This is a genomic window from Clostridium sp. CM039 (assembly GCF_055081075.1).
In genome coordinates, this window is sequence record NZ_CM143649.1 from 3,508,087 (window position 1) to 3,522,701 (window position 14,615).

The 14,615-nt window shown below is 29.9% G+C and carries 17 protein-coding genes; 16 read left to right on the forward strand and 1 reads right to left on the reverse strand.

The window, feature by feature from the left end:
* The first annotated feature begins 134 nt into the window (after positions 1-134).
* From ftsE to ACWJJ2_RS16495, 8 genes are all read left to right on the forward strand, one after another.
* On the forward strand, positions 135-821 hold the full coding sequence (gene ftsE / locus ACWJJ2_RS16460; protein WP_165412528.1) for a cell division ATP-binding protein FtsE: 687 nt from the start codon (positions 135-137) through the stop codon (positions 819-821).
* A complete protein-coding gene (ftsX, locus tag ACWJJ2_RS16465; protein WP_220286165.1) occupies positions 811-1,707 on the forward strand; it encodes a permease-like cell division protein FtsX in 897 nt (298 codons plus the stop codon). Before ftsE ends, ftsX begins: the two co-directional genes overlap by 11 nt.
* A 344-nt stretch (positions 1,708-2,051) precedes the next feature.
* Positions 2,052-3,260: a S41 family peptidase gene (locus ACWJJ2_RS16470; protein WP_462954354.1), complete on the forward strand. Its 1,209-nt coding sequence runs from the start codon at positions 2,052-2,054 to the stop codon at positions 3,258-3,260.
* 251 nt (positions 3,261-3,511) lie between these two features.
* Positions 3,512-4,810 carry a PDZ domain-containing protein gene (locus ACWJJ2_RS16475; protein WP_462953551.1) on the forward strand — a complete coding sequence of 433 codons (1,299 nt, stop codon included), beginning with the start codon at positions 3,512-3,514 and terminating at the stop codon, positions 4,808-4,810.
* 403 nt (positions 4,811-5,213) lie between these two features.
* Positions 5,214-5,471: a hypothetical protein gene (locus tag ACWJJ2_RS16480; protein WP_462953552.1), complete on the forward strand. Its 258-nt coding sequence runs from the start codon at positions 5,214-5,216 to the stop codon at positions 5,469-5,471.
* A 393-nt stretch (positions 5,472-5,864) separates the two neighbouring features.
* Positions 5,865-6,383 carry a hypothetical protein gene (locus ACWJJ2_RS16485; RefSeq protein WP_216302621.1) on the forward strand — a complete coding sequence of 173 codons (519 nt, stop codon included), beginning with the start codon at positions 5,865-5,867 and terminating at the stop codon, positions 6,381-6,383.
* Complete coding sequence (locus ACWJJ2_RS16490) at positions 6,373-6,573, forward strand: helix-turn-helix transcriptional regulator (RefSeq protein WP_165412532.1); 201 nt, start codon at positions 6,373-6,375, stop codon at positions 6,571-6,573. The genes ACWJJ2_RS16485 and ACWJJ2_RS16490 overlap by 11 nt, the downstream gene beginning before the upstream one ends.
* A 125-nt stretch (positions 6,574-6,698) precedes the next feature.
* The gene (locus tag ACWJJ2_RS16495; RefSeq protein ID WP_462954355.1) at positions 6,699-7,082 is read left to right on the forward strand and encodes a helix-turn-helix domain-containing protein; all 384 of its coding nucleotides are present in this window, start codon (positions 6,699-6,701) and stop codon (positions 7,080-7,082) included.
* Between the two features lie 58 nt (positions 7,083-7,140).
* Here the strand turns inward: ACWJJ2_RS16495 and ACWJJ2_RS16500 are convergent, their stop codons facing one another.
* Complete coding sequence (locus ACWJJ2_RS16500; protein WP_216302625.1) at positions 7,141-7,476, reverse strand: YnfA family protein; 336 nt, start codon at positions 7,474-7,476, stop codon at positions 7,141-7,143.
* 163 nt (positions 7,477-7,639) lie between these two features.
* On the opposite strand from ACWJJ2_RS16500, the gene ACWJJ2_RS16505 reads away from it, so the two are divergent.
* From ACWJJ2_RS16505 to ACWJJ2_RS16540, 8 genes are all read left to right on the forward strand, one after another.
* Positions 7,640-8,443 (forward strand): lipid II flippase Amj family protein, encoded by an 804-nt coding sequence (locus ACWJJ2_RS16505; protein WP_462952753.1) that lies wholly within the window; start codon positions 7,640-7,642, stop codon positions 8,441-8,443.
* A 210-nt stretch (positions 8,444-8,653) separates the two neighbouring features.
* Entirely contained in the window at positions 8,654-9,433 is a 780-nt protein-coding gene (locus ACWJJ2_RS16510) for a hypothetical protein (protein ID WP_462953553.1), read from the forward strand.
* A 107-nt stretch (positions 9,434-9,540) separates the two neighbouring features.
* Positions 9,541-10,326 (forward strand): thymidylate synthase, encoded by a 786-nt coding sequence (locus ACWJJ2_RS16515; RefSeq protein WP_462954356.1) that lies wholly within the window; start codon positions 9,541-9,543, stop codon positions 10,324-10,326.
* Positions 10,326-10,826 (forward strand): dihydrofolate reductase, encoded by a 501-nt coding sequence (locus tag ACWJJ2_RS16520; protein ID WP_462953554.1) that lies wholly within the window; start codon positions 10,326-10,328, stop codon positions 10,824-10,826. Before ACWJJ2_RS16515 ends, ACWJJ2_RS16520 begins: the two co-directional genes overlap by 1 nt.
* A gap of 136 nt (positions 10,827-10,962) precedes the next feature.
* A complete protein-coding gene (locus ACWJJ2_RS16525; RefSeq protein WP_462953555.1) occupies positions 10,963-11,871 on the forward strand; it encodes an MBL fold metallo-hydrolase in 909 nt (302 codons plus the stop codon).
* Positions 11,872-11,951: 80 nt separating this feature from the next.
* Positions 11,952-12,383 (forward strand): hypothetical protein, encoded by a 432-nt coding sequence (locus tag ACWJJ2_RS16530; protein WP_462953556.1) that lies wholly within the window; start codon positions 11,952-11,954, stop codon positions 12,381-12,383.
* 417 nt (positions 12,384-12,800) lie between these two features.
* Positions 12,801-13,769, forward strand: coding sequence for a beta-ketoacyl-ACP synthase III (locus ACWJJ2_RS16535; RefSeq protein ID WP_462953557.1), 969 nt, complete (start codon positions 12,801-12,803; stop codon positions 13,767-13,769).
* A gap of 434 nt (positions 13,770-14,203) precedes the next feature.
* On the forward strand, positions 14,204-14,479 hold the full coding sequence (locus ACWJJ2_RS16540; RefSeq protein ID WP_462953558.1) for a DUF7010 family protein: 276 nt from the start codon (positions 14,204-14,206) through the stop codon (positions 14,477-14,479).
* The last annotated feature ends 136 nt before the right edge of the window (positions 14,480-14,615 follow it).

Sequence of the window (14,615 nt, forward strand, 5' to 3'; positions counted from 1 at the left end):
CGATTTATTTATAATATTTATAATATTCACGGAAATTTTATATTATAAATTATTACAGGCTTAATCAGTATGTTATAATGTTAGTGATGAATTTAATGAAACAAATTACATAAGTATGGTAAGGAGAGTTTAATATGATACAATTTAAAAAAGTAACTAAGATTTATGATAATAATGTAACGGCTTTGTCGAATATTGACATAACTATTAAAAAAGGGGAATTTATATTCATTGTAGGTCCTAGTGGAGCAGGAAAATCTACTTTTGTTAAGATACTTTTAAAAGAGGTAGAACCAACTACGGGAAGTGTTATTATAAATGATACGGATATAACAAAATTACCTAGAAAAAAGGTACCTTATCATAGAAGAAAAATTGGAGTGGTTTTCCAAGATTTTAGATTAATTGAGTCTTTAAATATTTATGAAAATGTTGCGTTTGCACTAAGGGCTACAGAATGTTCTGCAAAGGATATTAAGAAAAAAGTACCTTATGTTTTAGATTTAGTTGGATTATCAAAAAAATATATGGCTTTTCCTCATGAGATTTCAGGTGGAGAGAGACAAAGAGTTTCTCTTGCGAGAGCTATAGTAAATAATCCTACTTTGCTAATAGCAGATGAACCAACAGGAAACTTAGATCCTGAAACTGCATTAGGTATTATGGATATTTTAAAAGATATTAACAAGTCTGGTACCACAGTAGTTATGGCAACACATGCAAAAAATATAGTAGACTCTATGAAGAAGAGGGTAATAGCTATAGAAAAGGGTGTTATAGTTAGAGATGAGCAAAGGGGAAGATACGGTTATGAAGATTAGTACAATTAAAAATTTTGTTATGGATGCTTTAAAAAGCTTAAAAAGAAATAAAACCGTTAGTATAGCGTCAGTGGCTACGGTGGCTGCTACTCTATTTATTCTAGGGGTGTTTTTATTAATTGTTTTTAATGTTAACGCAGGAATTCAAGAACTAGGAGCTAAATTAGAGGTGGGAATTTATCTTAAGGATGATATAACAGTAGCAGATAAATCAGCTGTTGAAAATGCTTTAAGCAAAACACCGGGAGTAACAGATGTTAGATTTGAGGATAAGAACGATGCACTAGCAAAAGTAAAGAAACAATTTGGCAAAGATAGCCAAGCTTTAGTAAAAGGATTTGAAGGTAAAGGGGGAAATCCTTTTCCGACTGCATACGTTGTAAGTGTTACCAAACCTGAAGTAATAAATGATGTGGTTAAGAATGCTACAGGATTAAAAGGCATAGAGGAAATTAAAGATGTCAGACAATATGTTGATAAAATTGTAAAGATAACAAATACTCTTAAAATAATAGGAATTGCATTATTTGCAGTTTTAATAACTGTTTCTTTATTCTTAATAGGAAACACAATTAAACTTACAGTTTACTCTAGAAAAAAAGAAATAGGTATTATGAAATTTGTTGGTGCTACGGATTGGTTTATAAGATGGCCATTTATTATCGAAGGCATGATTTTAGGTTTAGCAGGAGCACTTATTTCTACTGGATTACTATATTATGCTTATAAAATGGCTTTCTTAAAGATTACTAATGGATTATTAGGAGCTACCCTTATAAACCCTCATATGATATTAAGTACTACTTTATGGCAATTTATGTTGGGTGGCTTAGTTATTGGAGCCATAGGAAGTTCTATATCGATAAGAAAATTCTTGGTTGTATAGTATAAAAGCATCTTCTGCGAATCTGCACAGCTTCGCAGAAGATGCTTTTACGACTTCAAAAGGAGATCTATGCTTTCGCTGAATTTCTGTATTTGTTGTAGTATGTAACATATACTTATAGAAAGGGAGAACTATCCTTCTGAAATGTCGTTAAATTTATTTATTTTCTTATTAGTGTTATAAATTTATTATATTTACATAAATAATATATAGAGAATATATAGATAATATATAGAGAATAATATATAGAGAATAATAAAGAGGTGTATAAAATGGGCGATGAAAATAAGCCTGAAAAATTTAGAGTTTTAGAAAATGATAGTGGAAAACCCAAAGCAAAGAAAATGAAGTGTATTATATGGATTATAGTTTTAGTACTTATTACTAATACCATAACTTTATTTGTCTCAACTCAAATTTCATTAGGTATTCCAAATGGAAAAGTGGCTATTGGAAGAGAAGCTTATGACCAGGTATTAAAGTTTCAAAAACTATTTTTAGTCAGAAATAAATTGTATGAGTACTATGATGGCAAAATTAGTGATGATGTTTTAGTTGAAGGAGCTATAAAGGGCATGACTGATTCCCTAAAGGATCCTTATACAACTTTTATGAACAAGAAAGAGTTTTCAGACTTTAATTCTCAAACGCAAGGAGCTTATACTGGCCTTGGATTACAAGTGGGAGTTAAAGACGATAAGATAGTTGTAATTGCACCCTTTGATGGATCACCAGCTAAAAAAGCAGGATTAATTTCTGGAGATGTTATAGAAAAGGTTAATTCAACAGAAGTCTCTGGAAAAGAACTAGAAAAAGCTGTTACAATGATGAAGGGCAAGGCAAATGAGTCAGTTACTTTAACTATTAATCGAAAAGAAAAAGGTAGTTTTGACATTAGTATGAAACGTGCTAAGATCGATTTGATAACAGTTAAAGGCGAAATGCTAGAGGGCACGGTTGGATATATTCAGCTTACAATGTTTGATGAGAATACTGCTAAGAATTTTGAAAACAAATTATCAGAATTACAAGATAAGGGTATGAAGAGTCTAATAGTAGATGTAAGAGGAAATCCTGGCGGACTTTTAGATCAGGTTGTAGATTTAACATCTAACTTTGTACCTAAAGGAAAGGTTATTGTATCTACAATAGATAAGAATAAGAGAAAAACTGAAGATAAATCTAAGGGAGGCCTCGCAATAGGCATGCCATTAACAGTATTAACAGATGAAGGTTCAGCAAGTGCCTCAGAAATTTTTGCAGGTGCTATAAGGGACTACAAAGTTGGTACTTTAGTGGGAGAAAAAACCTTTGGTAAAGGCATAGTTCAAAGGATGTTTTACAGAAGCGTTGATGGTTTTGATGATGGTACAGCATTAAAAATTACTATATCAAAATATTATACGCCAAGTGGTGAGAATATACATCATATTGGAATAAAACCAGAAGTGCCGGTTGTGTATCCACAAGCACTTAAAGAGAAACCATATGATAGAACTTTGGATCCGCAGTTTAAAAAAGCTTTAGAGATAGCTAAAGATAAAATCAAATAATAAAATAAAAGTATAATTTAAGTATCTACCAATGAATTTGGTAGATACTTGGTTTTTAACGACATTTCAGAAGGGAAGTCTCCTACTTCTATAATCGTAAGTTATATAATATAACAAATAGAAGTTCAGTGGGAATATAAATCACCTTCTGGAGTCGTTAATATTAAGCACCGCAGGTGATGATTTGACGACATTTTAATAGCTTATAATATTACGTGTTTCATAGTGATATGAAAGGAGAATTTTAATCAATGGAAATTGCAATACATACTTTAAGAGCAGTTGCGTTTGCAATTGTTGACCCTTCAAATTCGTTTATTTTAATAATAATTGCAATAATTTTTTATAATAAAAATAAGAAGACTGCAGCTATGCAGAAAATGATAATGGGAGAAAGTTTAGATTCACCTTTTGAACTAACTATATCTCAAATTGTAATAGGAATTTTTGCCGGTGCTGTGGCAAGTCTATTATTTACATTTTCAGGGTTAGTTTTTGATGAAAATTCAAATATTTATTTATTGTTTATGGTGTCGTTATTTTTTATGGCAGTTAAGCCTAGATATATTAGTTTTTCTTATTCTGGTGCAGTTCTGGGAATGATGAGCCTGGTGTTTAAATATGCATCCAGTACATTACATATGCCACAATTGAATATTATAAACATAGATATTCTGACCTTAATGACACTGGTTGGAATATTACATATTATAGAGGGGATCTTAGTAATGATAGATGGCTCAAGAGGAGCTATTCCTGTGTTTACTAATAGAGATCAAAAAATTATAGGCGGGTTCGCCTTAAAAAGATATTGGGCACTACCAATTGCTTTACTTATACTTTTAAGTGCGTCTTCATCAGAATTAGCGGTTGGGCAGAACTTCATGATGACTGAGTGGAAGGGTTTAATAAAAGGAGACATAGTCAATCGGATTGTAAAAAATTCGGTTATAGCATCTATGGCACTGTATGGAGTTATTGGATATAGCAGCATTACATTTACAAAGCTTAAGAAAAGGAAGGCGCTTACTTCGGGAGCATTAGTAATTACTTATGGTATAGCGCTAACAGCTGTATCACAATTACCAGTATTAGGGTCAGTTTTTCAATTATTTATTTTGATATTTGCAGCTATATTGCATGAGGCAATGCTACGACTAGAAAAGTACATGGAGCTCACTTTAAAACCAAAATTTATGAGTAGTGAAGAGGGAATTATGGTACTGGAAGTAGCGCCTAAGTCTCCTGCTTTTGAAATGGGGATTCAAAGTGGAGATTTAATAGTGCAGATGAACAAGAGTAAAATAGAGAATGAAGAAGAACTTATTAACATAGTTAAAGGGAAATTTAATTCAATAAATCTTAAAATTAAAAAACCTTCCGGAGAACTAAAAGATACTAGTTATAGCAGTATGGCTGGAGACAAAAGACTAGGAGTAGTTATTGTACCAAGGGAGTTACCAAAAGATACTGCTATAGTAAAGGTGGATAATGAAACCTTTAAAGATGTGATGAACAAAATAAAAAATAAAGAAAAGGATAAGAAATAGAAAAAGTATGAAGTTTCTCCTACGTGCCTTGCAAACGAACTAAAAACTAGAAATTACATTAAGAAATTCTAATCTTTTGCTTATATAAAATTCTTTAACGCTCATATTCGGCGTCTTGCCTCAAGTTCGCTAGCTTGCACTTCCTGTGCAAGCTTACAAGAATTTTATGTTCGCAAAAGAAGAATTTCTAAATTGAATTTCAATAGTTTTGTCGTTTCTTATTGCAAGTCATTCCGGAGAAACTTCATACTTATTATTTTATCTCTTAGTAAAGCCTGAATGATAAAAATGATCTCAAAAGAGTGATATTGAATAAATACTTTAAATATGTTAAAATTAGTTAAAATTGAATTAAATTAGGCGTATATAATCGTTAACAGATACTGATTTTAGTGAGGTGACTATGAAAAAAAAATATTATTTTGAAAAAATCAGCACAATAGTATGTTTATTGTTAATTTTATTTTCCACCTGGCAACAATTTCAATATAACCATACTTCTTTAATTGTTGTATTCGTAGTTGTGTATTCGTTACTAAAAAATAAATTTTTTAAAAATGCAGAATATGAAAATAAAAAAGATTATATTTTTAATATAATAAATATAATTTTACTTTTACCAACTTTATCTTTGATTATCTATATGGTGATTTATAGATAAAATGAATATTATATTTTGTTGGTGGTACTAAGTTAAGCTTTATTTTAAAGGAGAATTTTTTGAAAGGCCTTTAAAATAGGCTTTTTTTAATTTGGAAGTCATAGCAGTACTTCCGTTACAATTAAAGAGACTTAAATAAAATAAATTCTATATTATTAGAACTGTTTTCCATACCTCCAAACACTTTTAAAAAAAGAATTTCTAATATTTAAAAATTCTCAATTCCACTGCAATCAATGACACATATGCAGGATTAGAATATATTATAGCAGTGGGAGACTTTCCTTATGTAATGTCGTTAAAGGTAATAAATGTAAAAAAAGCATTGACATTTATCTAAATATTGTTACAATAAAATGTAAAGATGTATTAACATTTAGGAGGGATTTAGAAATGATTTTAAGAGAAGATGAGCGTGTACAAAACTCTAAACGCATTGCAGTTCGCTATACTTATTTATTTGAAATACTGGGTATATCGGTTTTATGTATTCTATCAATTATGTATAAGAATTTAATATTGATGCCACCTTTATATTTATTTAACTCTTCTATTTATGTTTCAATTTCACTTGATCCACTTATAGCCTTTATAGTGAATACACAAATTTTGTTTATGTTTGCTGCTCAAGCAATATTCAATAAGCGTTTTGGAGGAAAGAGGGAATCATTAATTAGTGGAACTGCTGGATTCAGATTTATGGATGAAAGGGAGCGGAAAGTATCAGATAAAGCTATCAGTGTAACTTTTCTTTATATTAATATATTTCTTATCATATGGGCTGTTATTGACATTTTCATTAGTGGAAAATTAGGATTACCTCTTATAATAATTGGAGTGGTATTCATTATTTATAACATAGCTAAAGGGATAATACTTCACAACTTCAAAGAGAAATATCATGAAAAATAGCATCAAAGAACATCGTAAAAGTTATAAATTAACGCAAGAGGAATTGGCTAATAATTTAGGGGTTACTCGCCAAACAATTATAGCTATAGAAAATGATAAGTATAATCCAACATTAGAATTAGCTATGAGGTTAGCAAAGTATTTAGATGTTAGAGTTGAAGAGCTGTTTATATTGAAAGATAAGGAATAGAGATAAAGACAAACAGTCGCTTTTAGGTTGCTATAGTAATTGCAACCGTAAGTTGACAAGAAAGCAAATGGAAATTGCTAGTATGATAGCTGATGTTAGGGTATTATTTAGGTGGGGTGATGAAGTTGAGTTTTTCAGAAAAATTGCAAACGTTAAGAAAAGAAAAAGGTTTGTCACAAGAACAACTAGCAGGGTTATTAAAGGTATCTCGTCAGTCAATTTCGAAATGGGAATCTGGGCAAACATATCCAGAGATAAATAAACTGATAATATTGAGTGATTTATTTGAAATAACGTTAGATGATCTAGTAAAGGATAAAAATATAGGGTGCACTGATAGTGTAGATGATGAAGATGAAGGTGAAGAATATGATAGGCTAATGATTGGTTGTATGATGTTAGGAACAGCCATTGGATGTGTTACAGGGAATTTTATGTGGGCAACAGCAGGTGGGTTTCTGGGGCTTGGAGTTTCTCATATCCTTAAAGAATTCAAAAGAAAAATTTAAGATAATAAGAAACTGCACTAATTTTTTTGATGCTTATTAAAAAAGACAATAATTTTTTTTATCCTCTTGGAGCATACATAATGATAATAACCCCAATTAGTGCAATGCCTCCGCCAATTAAATCAAATCTGTCTGGGAGTACGTTATCAACTTTCCATCCCCACAAGATTGAAAGGACAATAAATATTCCCCCATAAGTTGCATATACCCTGCCAAAGTTAGCATTTTGAGGCTGTAGTGTAGGAATAATGCCATATAATATCAATAATATCGAGCCTACAATTCCATACCAAAGACTTTTACCCTCGCGTAAAAATAACCAAACAAGATATCCTCCGCCTATTTCAAATATACCTGCTAGCACAAAATAGAAAACTGACTTTATAATTTCCAAATGTATATCTCCTTACCCATTTATGATTTTAAGACACATTTAGATATTATATCATATACATGTTTAATGATAATGATATTGGAAATGTTTATTGAAATTCGATATAATGAAACAAAGGCGTAATAGTATATTAAGAAAAATTAAGGAAGACGGAGGAGAGTATATGTCTAAACAAGTAATAATTGTTTTAATTCTTACGGTTGTCATTTCCATAATTTCAACACTGGCCTATTCTGTAAGAATTGTTGGTGTAAGAACGGGAAGAATAGCGGTATCTTTTGCGGTATTTAATATTTTTTCGTTAATTTCTAGAACTGCAAATACAGTACAAGCACCATTACTAGCTAAAAGGATTGAAGAGACTATAAAAGCCGGGGACCCTCAAAGTTTATTATCTACATTTAGATGGATTCTATTTTCTACAACAATAGCAACAATTATTGGCGCAGCACTCATGCCAACATTTATAAAAATTTTTGGAAAACTTGTTGAATCATTTAGTTATAATCGTTCTATAGCTAAATTGTTATTACACTCGTTTTCAAAATCAGGAATAGAGCAGTTTAAAAGTAGTGTTACAAAACCTAGAAAAGAAAATTTGGGACAATTTAAAACTTTTAAAATGATACCTAAAAAAATAGTTTTAATTAACACCATAGCCTTTTCAATATTAACTGTTGGTGTTTTAGCATCATTGTATGCAGGATGTTTAAATCCAGAACTAAGAAGTACATGTAGTACATTATCAGGTGTGATAACGGGCATGGCAGCAATACTTATGGTTATATTCGTAGATCCATATATATCGATTCTGACAGACGATGTACTAAAAGGAGAATGTAGTCAATTGCAATTTGATAGATGTATAATTTTTATTGTTGGAGGATTAATAGTGGGTACTATTTTAGCCCAGCTTTTATTAGTTCCAGCAGCACATATAATATCTTTTATAGCCAAAGCAATTTAAAATAAAATTTAAAAACACGAATCAACAATTTTTATTTATAAAAAATGACAAGTGTGTTGTTTTGATGAGGGAAGAGTATGTATGATATAAAGGCATACTTTATGTTATAATTAAAACTCAATTGTAACTTAATATATCATAATATTAAAAAAAATTTTTTGTTTAGATTCTAAAATATAAAATATAATTTGTATGAAAGGTGAAATTTTAATGAAGAAAAAGCATCTATTAATAATAGCTTTAATAATTAGTTTGATATTTGGGGCTTATAATTTTCTTAGTTTAAAGCAGCAAGAAAAAACTGCGACTGAATCATTTATATTCAGTTTATCTGACGCCCAATATTGTTTTGCACAGGACTATAATAAAATGAAGGATGATGAAAAAAATTATTATTATATAATGGCATCATCTAACCTACATACAGCTTTGAATTTATTAAATTCGACTTCGTATGCTAATGTTGAGAATAGTAATGAATTATTTAACGCGATAAATGAACTTAATTCCTGTATATCAGAAAATAATACAACTAATAGTAGGTGGAAAGCTGTTACTGAAAAGCGAGAACTTATATATAATTATTTACATTATATAGTTATAAATCCTAATGACAAAAGTAATTGCAAAGCACTTTCTAGACTTGCAAGTAATTTACGTTTAGACATTGAAGATGTTTTAATTAAGTATGAAGGTAAGAGTCCAAATTGGGCTGTAGGGTATAAAATCGATGGTAATGAAAACTCACATGACACATATTATACATTTAAGTACACTGGGATAGATGGTAATTTGGTAAAAGATGTTAAGTACTCTATAGATACGTATAATGAAGGAGAAAGTGGCGAATTTAAAAATCATAATAGTAAGGTGCATGCTGGCAAATTGAAACTGACGGCAGGACTTCCAAAAGCTACTGATAGGGATATGTTAGTTAAGATTGAGTGGAATGGGAAAAAAGAGTCGTTAATATTAAAAAAGTCTAAATAAGGGTTGAGCTATATAATAAAAAAGAAATATAGAAAGGAAGTGAATATTTAGTGGGCTTGGATACTTAATGGATACTTTCTCACTAATGATAAATTATGTCAAATGAAATGGATATACAATATATTAAAATGGCAGAGAAAATTATTAAAAAAGGATATTATGACCAAAATCGTACTGGGGTTGCAACTTTAAAACTTCCTCACCAAATTATGCAATTTGATTTAGAAGAAGAATTTCCAATATTAACGACTAAATTTGTTGCGTTTAAAACTGCAGTAAAAGAATTGCTTTGGATTTTCAAAGACCAATCTAATGATGTTAAAAAACTTCAAGAACAAAATGTACATATATGGGATGAATGGGCTTTGGAAGATGGCACAATAGGGAAGGCGTATGGTTTTCAAATAGCTAAGTATCACCAAATTGATACACTTATTGAGGCTTTAAAAAAGAATCCTCAAGACCGAAGAATGATGATGAACTTATGGAATATAGAAGATCTTCCTGAAATGGCGCTTCAACCTTGCTGTTTTTTAACTATGTGGGATGTAACTGATGGAAGGCTGAATTGTATGTTAATACAAAGGTCTGGAGATACGGCCCTCGGAATTCCATTTAACACAAGTCAATATGCATTATTAGTTCATATGATAGCACATGTTACAGGACTCAAAGCGGGATTATTTACTCATGTTATAAATAATGCACATGTATATGAAAATCATATTGAAGGTTTAAAATTACAGATTTCAAGAAAAGAAGAAGCTTTAGAAGCACCTAAGATTTGGATTAATCCAGAAATTAAAAGCTTTTATGACTTTACGCCTGAAGATGTTAAACTAATAGATTATAAACACCTTGGGAAAATAAATATGGGGAGTGTGGCTGTATAATGCTTACGTGTATTGTTGCTATTGGAGAAAATTTTGCTATAGGGAAAAATAATAAATTACTTTGGCATTTTTCAAAAGATTTAAAAAGATTCAAACAGATTACAAGTGGAAATACTATTATAATGGGAAGAAAGACATTTGAATCTCTTCCGGGTATTCTTCCTCAAAGACACCATATAGTTATTACTCAAAATAAGGATTTTGTAGTAAACGATGAACGAGTTACTGTTTTAAATTCTAAGGAAGAATTATTAGAAACTTTAGAAGACAGTAAAGAATATTTTGTTATAGGGGGAGGAGAGATTTATAAGTTATTATTGCCCCATTGTAACAAAATACATTTAACAAAAGTGCATAAGGAATATGATGCTGAGGTATTCTTCCCAGAGCTGAATTATTTGGAGTGGAATATTAGAGAAGAAGAAACTGGTTATATTGATGATGATAAAACAACACCATACAGTTTTTTAACACTGGAACGTATTACTTTAGTAAAATAATAGTTTATAAAATAACAAAATGACTTAAAGAAATCTAAGGTATTTTGTTATAATGTTTTCAATTACATTATATATTAGATATATAGCTATTAACAGGTAATCACATAAATGAGTATAAAAGGAAGAAAGTGAATATATGGAGATAAAAGAAGTAAAGGGAAATACATTTTGTATTGATACTGGAATGACATACATACCTTTTTATAAAATTAATCATGAAGAAATCATTATGTTGGATTCAGGATGGGCACAAGGAGAAAGAAAAGGAATAGATGAGCTTCTTTTAAAAAACAACTTTAAGGTAGTCGCCATAATTTGCAGTCATGCTCATATAGACCATGTAGGAAATAATGCATATTTGAAGGAAAAATATAACTGTATTATTGCTATGCCATCCTATGAAGCTCTTATTTGCAGTTCAACGGTTAATCTAAAGCTCTATTACAGTAGCCAAACATTATCCGATGTTCTAGAGCATTTTGGAGATATGGTTTGTGAAACAGATATTATGATTTTGGACAACCAAGATAGCGTAACTGTGTGTGGTGTTAAATTTAAAATTATTCATACACCAGGGCACAGTCCTGCACATATATGCATTACTACTCCTGATGATGTTGCATATTTGGGAGATTCACTCATAAGCTATGAAGTCATGAGGGGGGCTAAAATGCCTTACGCTTATATACTGAGTGTGGATTTGTTAAGTAAATTAAAACTTTATGATCTAAAATATAGCAAATATGTAGTGGCACACAAAGGTATATTTGATGATATTACAGGACTTATAGCTGACAATATAAGTTTTTATAAGGATAGAGCATTAAGAATATATAATGTCATAGATGGTACTATGACAATGGAGGATATCCTAAAGGCTGTTATTATAAGCTTTAATATTAATGTAAAAAGCAAATATAGATATACAACAATAGTAAGAATGCTTAGGTCATATGTTGAATATTTGAATGAAACAGGAATGATAGTTTTAAATATGGATGAGGGGTTTCTTAAATATTCAAAAGCGGTGATTTTAGATAAATAAATTTTAAAAATTTTTATTAAATGAATCCCTGTAACATAACCACAATTCATTATGGGAACATTAATAAATGGGTGATGTTTATGATTAAAAAAATACTGTCAGTTATGTTCTTATTTATTATGTTGTTTAATTCAACAGTGATTCATGCTGAAGGATTAAAATATGTTGAAATTTTTGATCCAAAGCAAGAAAAGGTGGTGAAAGTAGTCCAGTTAAATCCAGAAATTCATAATATGGTTGCAAGCTCTATAAAGAATGTTGATAATATCTATGCTAAAAGTGATCCTCTTACAGATGATGGTTATGCAATTAAAATCCCGCTTGATCCACCTGTAAAGGTACAGAGAGAATGTTTAAACGCACTTATAAATGAAGTTTATATAATTATACCCGAAAGTGAAGCACCATTTCTTATGGTTTTTGAAAATGAAAACAAACTACTTTGTTTCCCATTTAAAGGAGACATAAATTCGCTGTCAAAAGTTTTAGATTTTAAACTAAAAGACAGATAAAGTATATACCTTACATTTGTAATATGAAAACCCCTATAAAGTATTATATATACTTTACAGGGGTTTTGGTATTTTATCAGTGTTAAAAAAGTTTTTCCAGAAATTAAATATGATATACAGACAGCAGATAGTATAAAATCCTTTTATTTATAAAAGCCCAATAATTAATACCGCATATGGAAATGTACCAATTAATTATGGGAAAGAAGCATAAGTTGAAAGAATTTTTTTTAATACTAGTTGAAACCTTTATAGTAAATTAGTCCATATTTTTTAATGCTTATATATCCCTAGTTAAAAAGTATATAAAATTACCATGAAATTGTATTTTTTACGCAATATATAATCTATGCTATACTATAATTAATAGAAAGTATGTAAATATTTCAATGTTTACATAAGTAAGGGAGTGCATAAATGGGAATACAGATTATTTCTACTGGTAGTTACTTACCTGAATTATTAGTAACAAATGATAACTTGTCAGAAATTCTAGATACTAATGATGAATGGATATCAACTCGTACGGGAATTAAAGAGAGACATATATCTACAACTGAAACTACCACAAGTTTAGGTGTAAATGCAGCTGAAATAGCATTAAAAAATAGTGGATTATCAAAAGAGGATATAGATTTAGTTATATGCTCTACGGGAACACCAGATGTATGTGTACCAACAGTAGCAGCAAATATAAAAAAAGAATTAGGAATAGAAAGTGCTGTTGCATTTGATATGAATACTAGTTGTTCAGGTTTCATATATGCTATTACTGTGGCAGAAAGTTTAATGAAAAATTGTAATTATAAGAACGCAATTGTTATTGGTGCTGATACAAACAGTCAAATTGTAAATTGGCAAGACAGGTCAACCGCTGTACTTTTTGGCGATGGTGCTGGTGCTGTTATATTATCAAATACTGAAGAAACAGGGATTATAGCTACTCATTTAGATTGTCTTATAGACCATGATAATGTTCTCACATGCTATAATAAAATAGAATCCACACCATTTTTCACAGATAAAAATGAAAAAAATCAAAAAGTAGTTATGGATGGCAAAGGAGTATTGCGATTTGCTACAAAAGCGTTTATAGAAGCAACACAAGCAGTTGTAGATAAAGCTAATATTTCAATAAGCGATATTAAATTGATCATTCCACATCAAGCTAATTTAAGAATTTTAAAGTCAGTAGCTAAAAAGATGAATATTGATGAGAGTAAATTTTATATAAATATAGATAGAACCGCTAATACTACTGCAGCTACTATTCCAATTGCATTAGATGAAGCTTTAATTAGTGGTATGATAAATAAAGGTGATATTATCCTTTTTGTAGCATTTGGTGCTGGGCTTTCTTCTGGAGCAGTCCTACTTGAATGGTAAAATTCAAAAATATTTTTATCTTTACTTATAAACTTATTTTTATTAAATTTTTAAATTACGAGAATAGTAATATGTATTTAATATTTTTAGTGAAAGATTAAATGGTGGTGGGAATTATAAATTTTTTTATATATTTTATACTCTTTGCACTTGGATGGTTTAATCTTTGTTTGGAAAGATCGTGAAATGTTACTTAAATTTAACTATATTTAACTGGATTTAATTAAACTTAACTAGATTTAATTAAATTTAATTAAGCAATTATGTTTTTGTATGTATTGTTCTATGTGGTATAGACGATGCGGATTTAGCCTAACTGGGAGGGCTTAAATTTCAATTTTTTATAGAAGTTATAGTTAAAATTATATTGAATTTAAATGATAATAAAATAAAGTTATTTAAAGAAATATACATTTATAGTAGGGGGAAAAGGGATGGAATTAGATGAATTAAGAATTGATATTTCGAAAATGGGTAAAAAAGGGCTACATTTTATTATAGCATCTGTGATTATTTGGTGCGCTGTGCTAGTTGTATGGTTGCTACCAATAAAAAATATTGCAACTAAAAATTTACTGACATTCTGTTTTACAGCACCACTACCACCACTTGCATATATGATTTCAAGGATAATAAAAGCAGAGTTCTCAACAAGTGATAATCCTTTAAATAAAAATAAATCTTTAAATATAAAATCAGGAGCATGCTAGGAATACCCTTGGCAAGCCCCTTTTCTATTATATAGGAAACAGTTTGTGGTAAATAATGTGGATAACTTTTTTTTCTGCCCTTAGATTTCATCCAACCTGTGGATATAGATATGCATAATAATATGGACTTTCTCCG

Excerpts from the sequence above, each read along its gene's own strand:
- ACWJJ2_RS16540 (WP_462953558.1), top strand. The coding sequence starts at position 14,204 with ATGGAATTAGATGAATTAAGAATTGATATTTCGAAAATGGGTAAAAAA.
- ACWJJ2_RS16525 (WP_462953555.1), top strand. The coding sequence starts at position 10,963 with ATGGAGATAAAAGAAGTAAAGGGAAATACATTTTGTATTGATACTGGA.
- ACWJJ2_RS16530 (WP_462953556.1), top strand. The coding sequence starts at position 11,952 with ATGATTAAAAAAATACTGTCAGTTATGTTCTTATTTATTATGTTGTTT.
- ftsE (WP_165412528.1), top strand. The coding sequence starts at position 135 with ATGATACAATTTAAAAAAGTAACTAAGATTTATGATAATAATGTAACG.
- ACWJJ2_RS16490 (WP_165412532.1), top strand. The coding sequence starts at position 6,373 with ATGAAAAATAGCATCAAAGAACATCGTAAAAGTTATAAATTAACGCAA.
- ACWJJ2_RS16505 (WP_462952753.1), top strand. The coding sequence starts at position 7,640 with ATGTCTAAACAAGTAATAATTGTTTTAATTCTTACGGTTGTCATTTCC.
- ACWJJ2_RS16480 (WP_462953552.1), top strand. The coding sequence starts at position 5,214 with ATGAAAAAAAAATATTATTTTGAAAAAATCAGCACAATAGTATGTTTA.
- ACWJJ2_RS16475 (WP_462953551.1), top strand. The coding sequence starts at position 3,512 with ATGGAAATTGCAATACATACTTTAAGAGCAGTTGCGTTTGCAATTGTT.
- ACWJJ2_RS16515 (WP_462954356.1), top strand. The coding sequence starts at position 9,541 with ATGGATATACAATATATTAAAATGGCAGAGAAAATTATTAAAAAAGGA.
- ftsX (WP_220286165.1), top strand. The coding sequence starts at position 811 with ATGAAGATTAGTACAATTAAAAATTTTGTTATGGATGCTTTAAAAAGC.
- ACWJJ2_RS16485 (WP_216302621.1), top strand. The coding sequence starts at position 5,865 with ATGATTTTAAGAGAAGATGAGCGTGTACAAAACTCTAAACGCATTGCA.
- ACWJJ2_RS16520 (WP_462953554.1), top strand. The coding sequence starts at position 10,326 with ATGCTTACGTGTATTGTTGCTATTGGAGAAAATTTTGCTATAGGGAAA.
- ACWJJ2_RS16470 (WP_462954354.1), top strand. The coding sequence starts at position 2,052 with ATGAAGTGTATTATATGGATTATAGTTTTAGTACTTATTACTAATACC.
- ACWJJ2_RS16510 (WP_462953553.1), top strand. The coding sequence starts at position 8,654 with ATGAAGAAAAAGCATCTATTAATAATAGCTTTAATAATTAGTTTGATA.
- ACWJJ2_RS16535 (WP_462953557.1), top strand. The coding sequence starts at position 12,801 with ATGGGAATACAGATTATTTCTACTGGTAGTTACTTACCTGAATTATTA.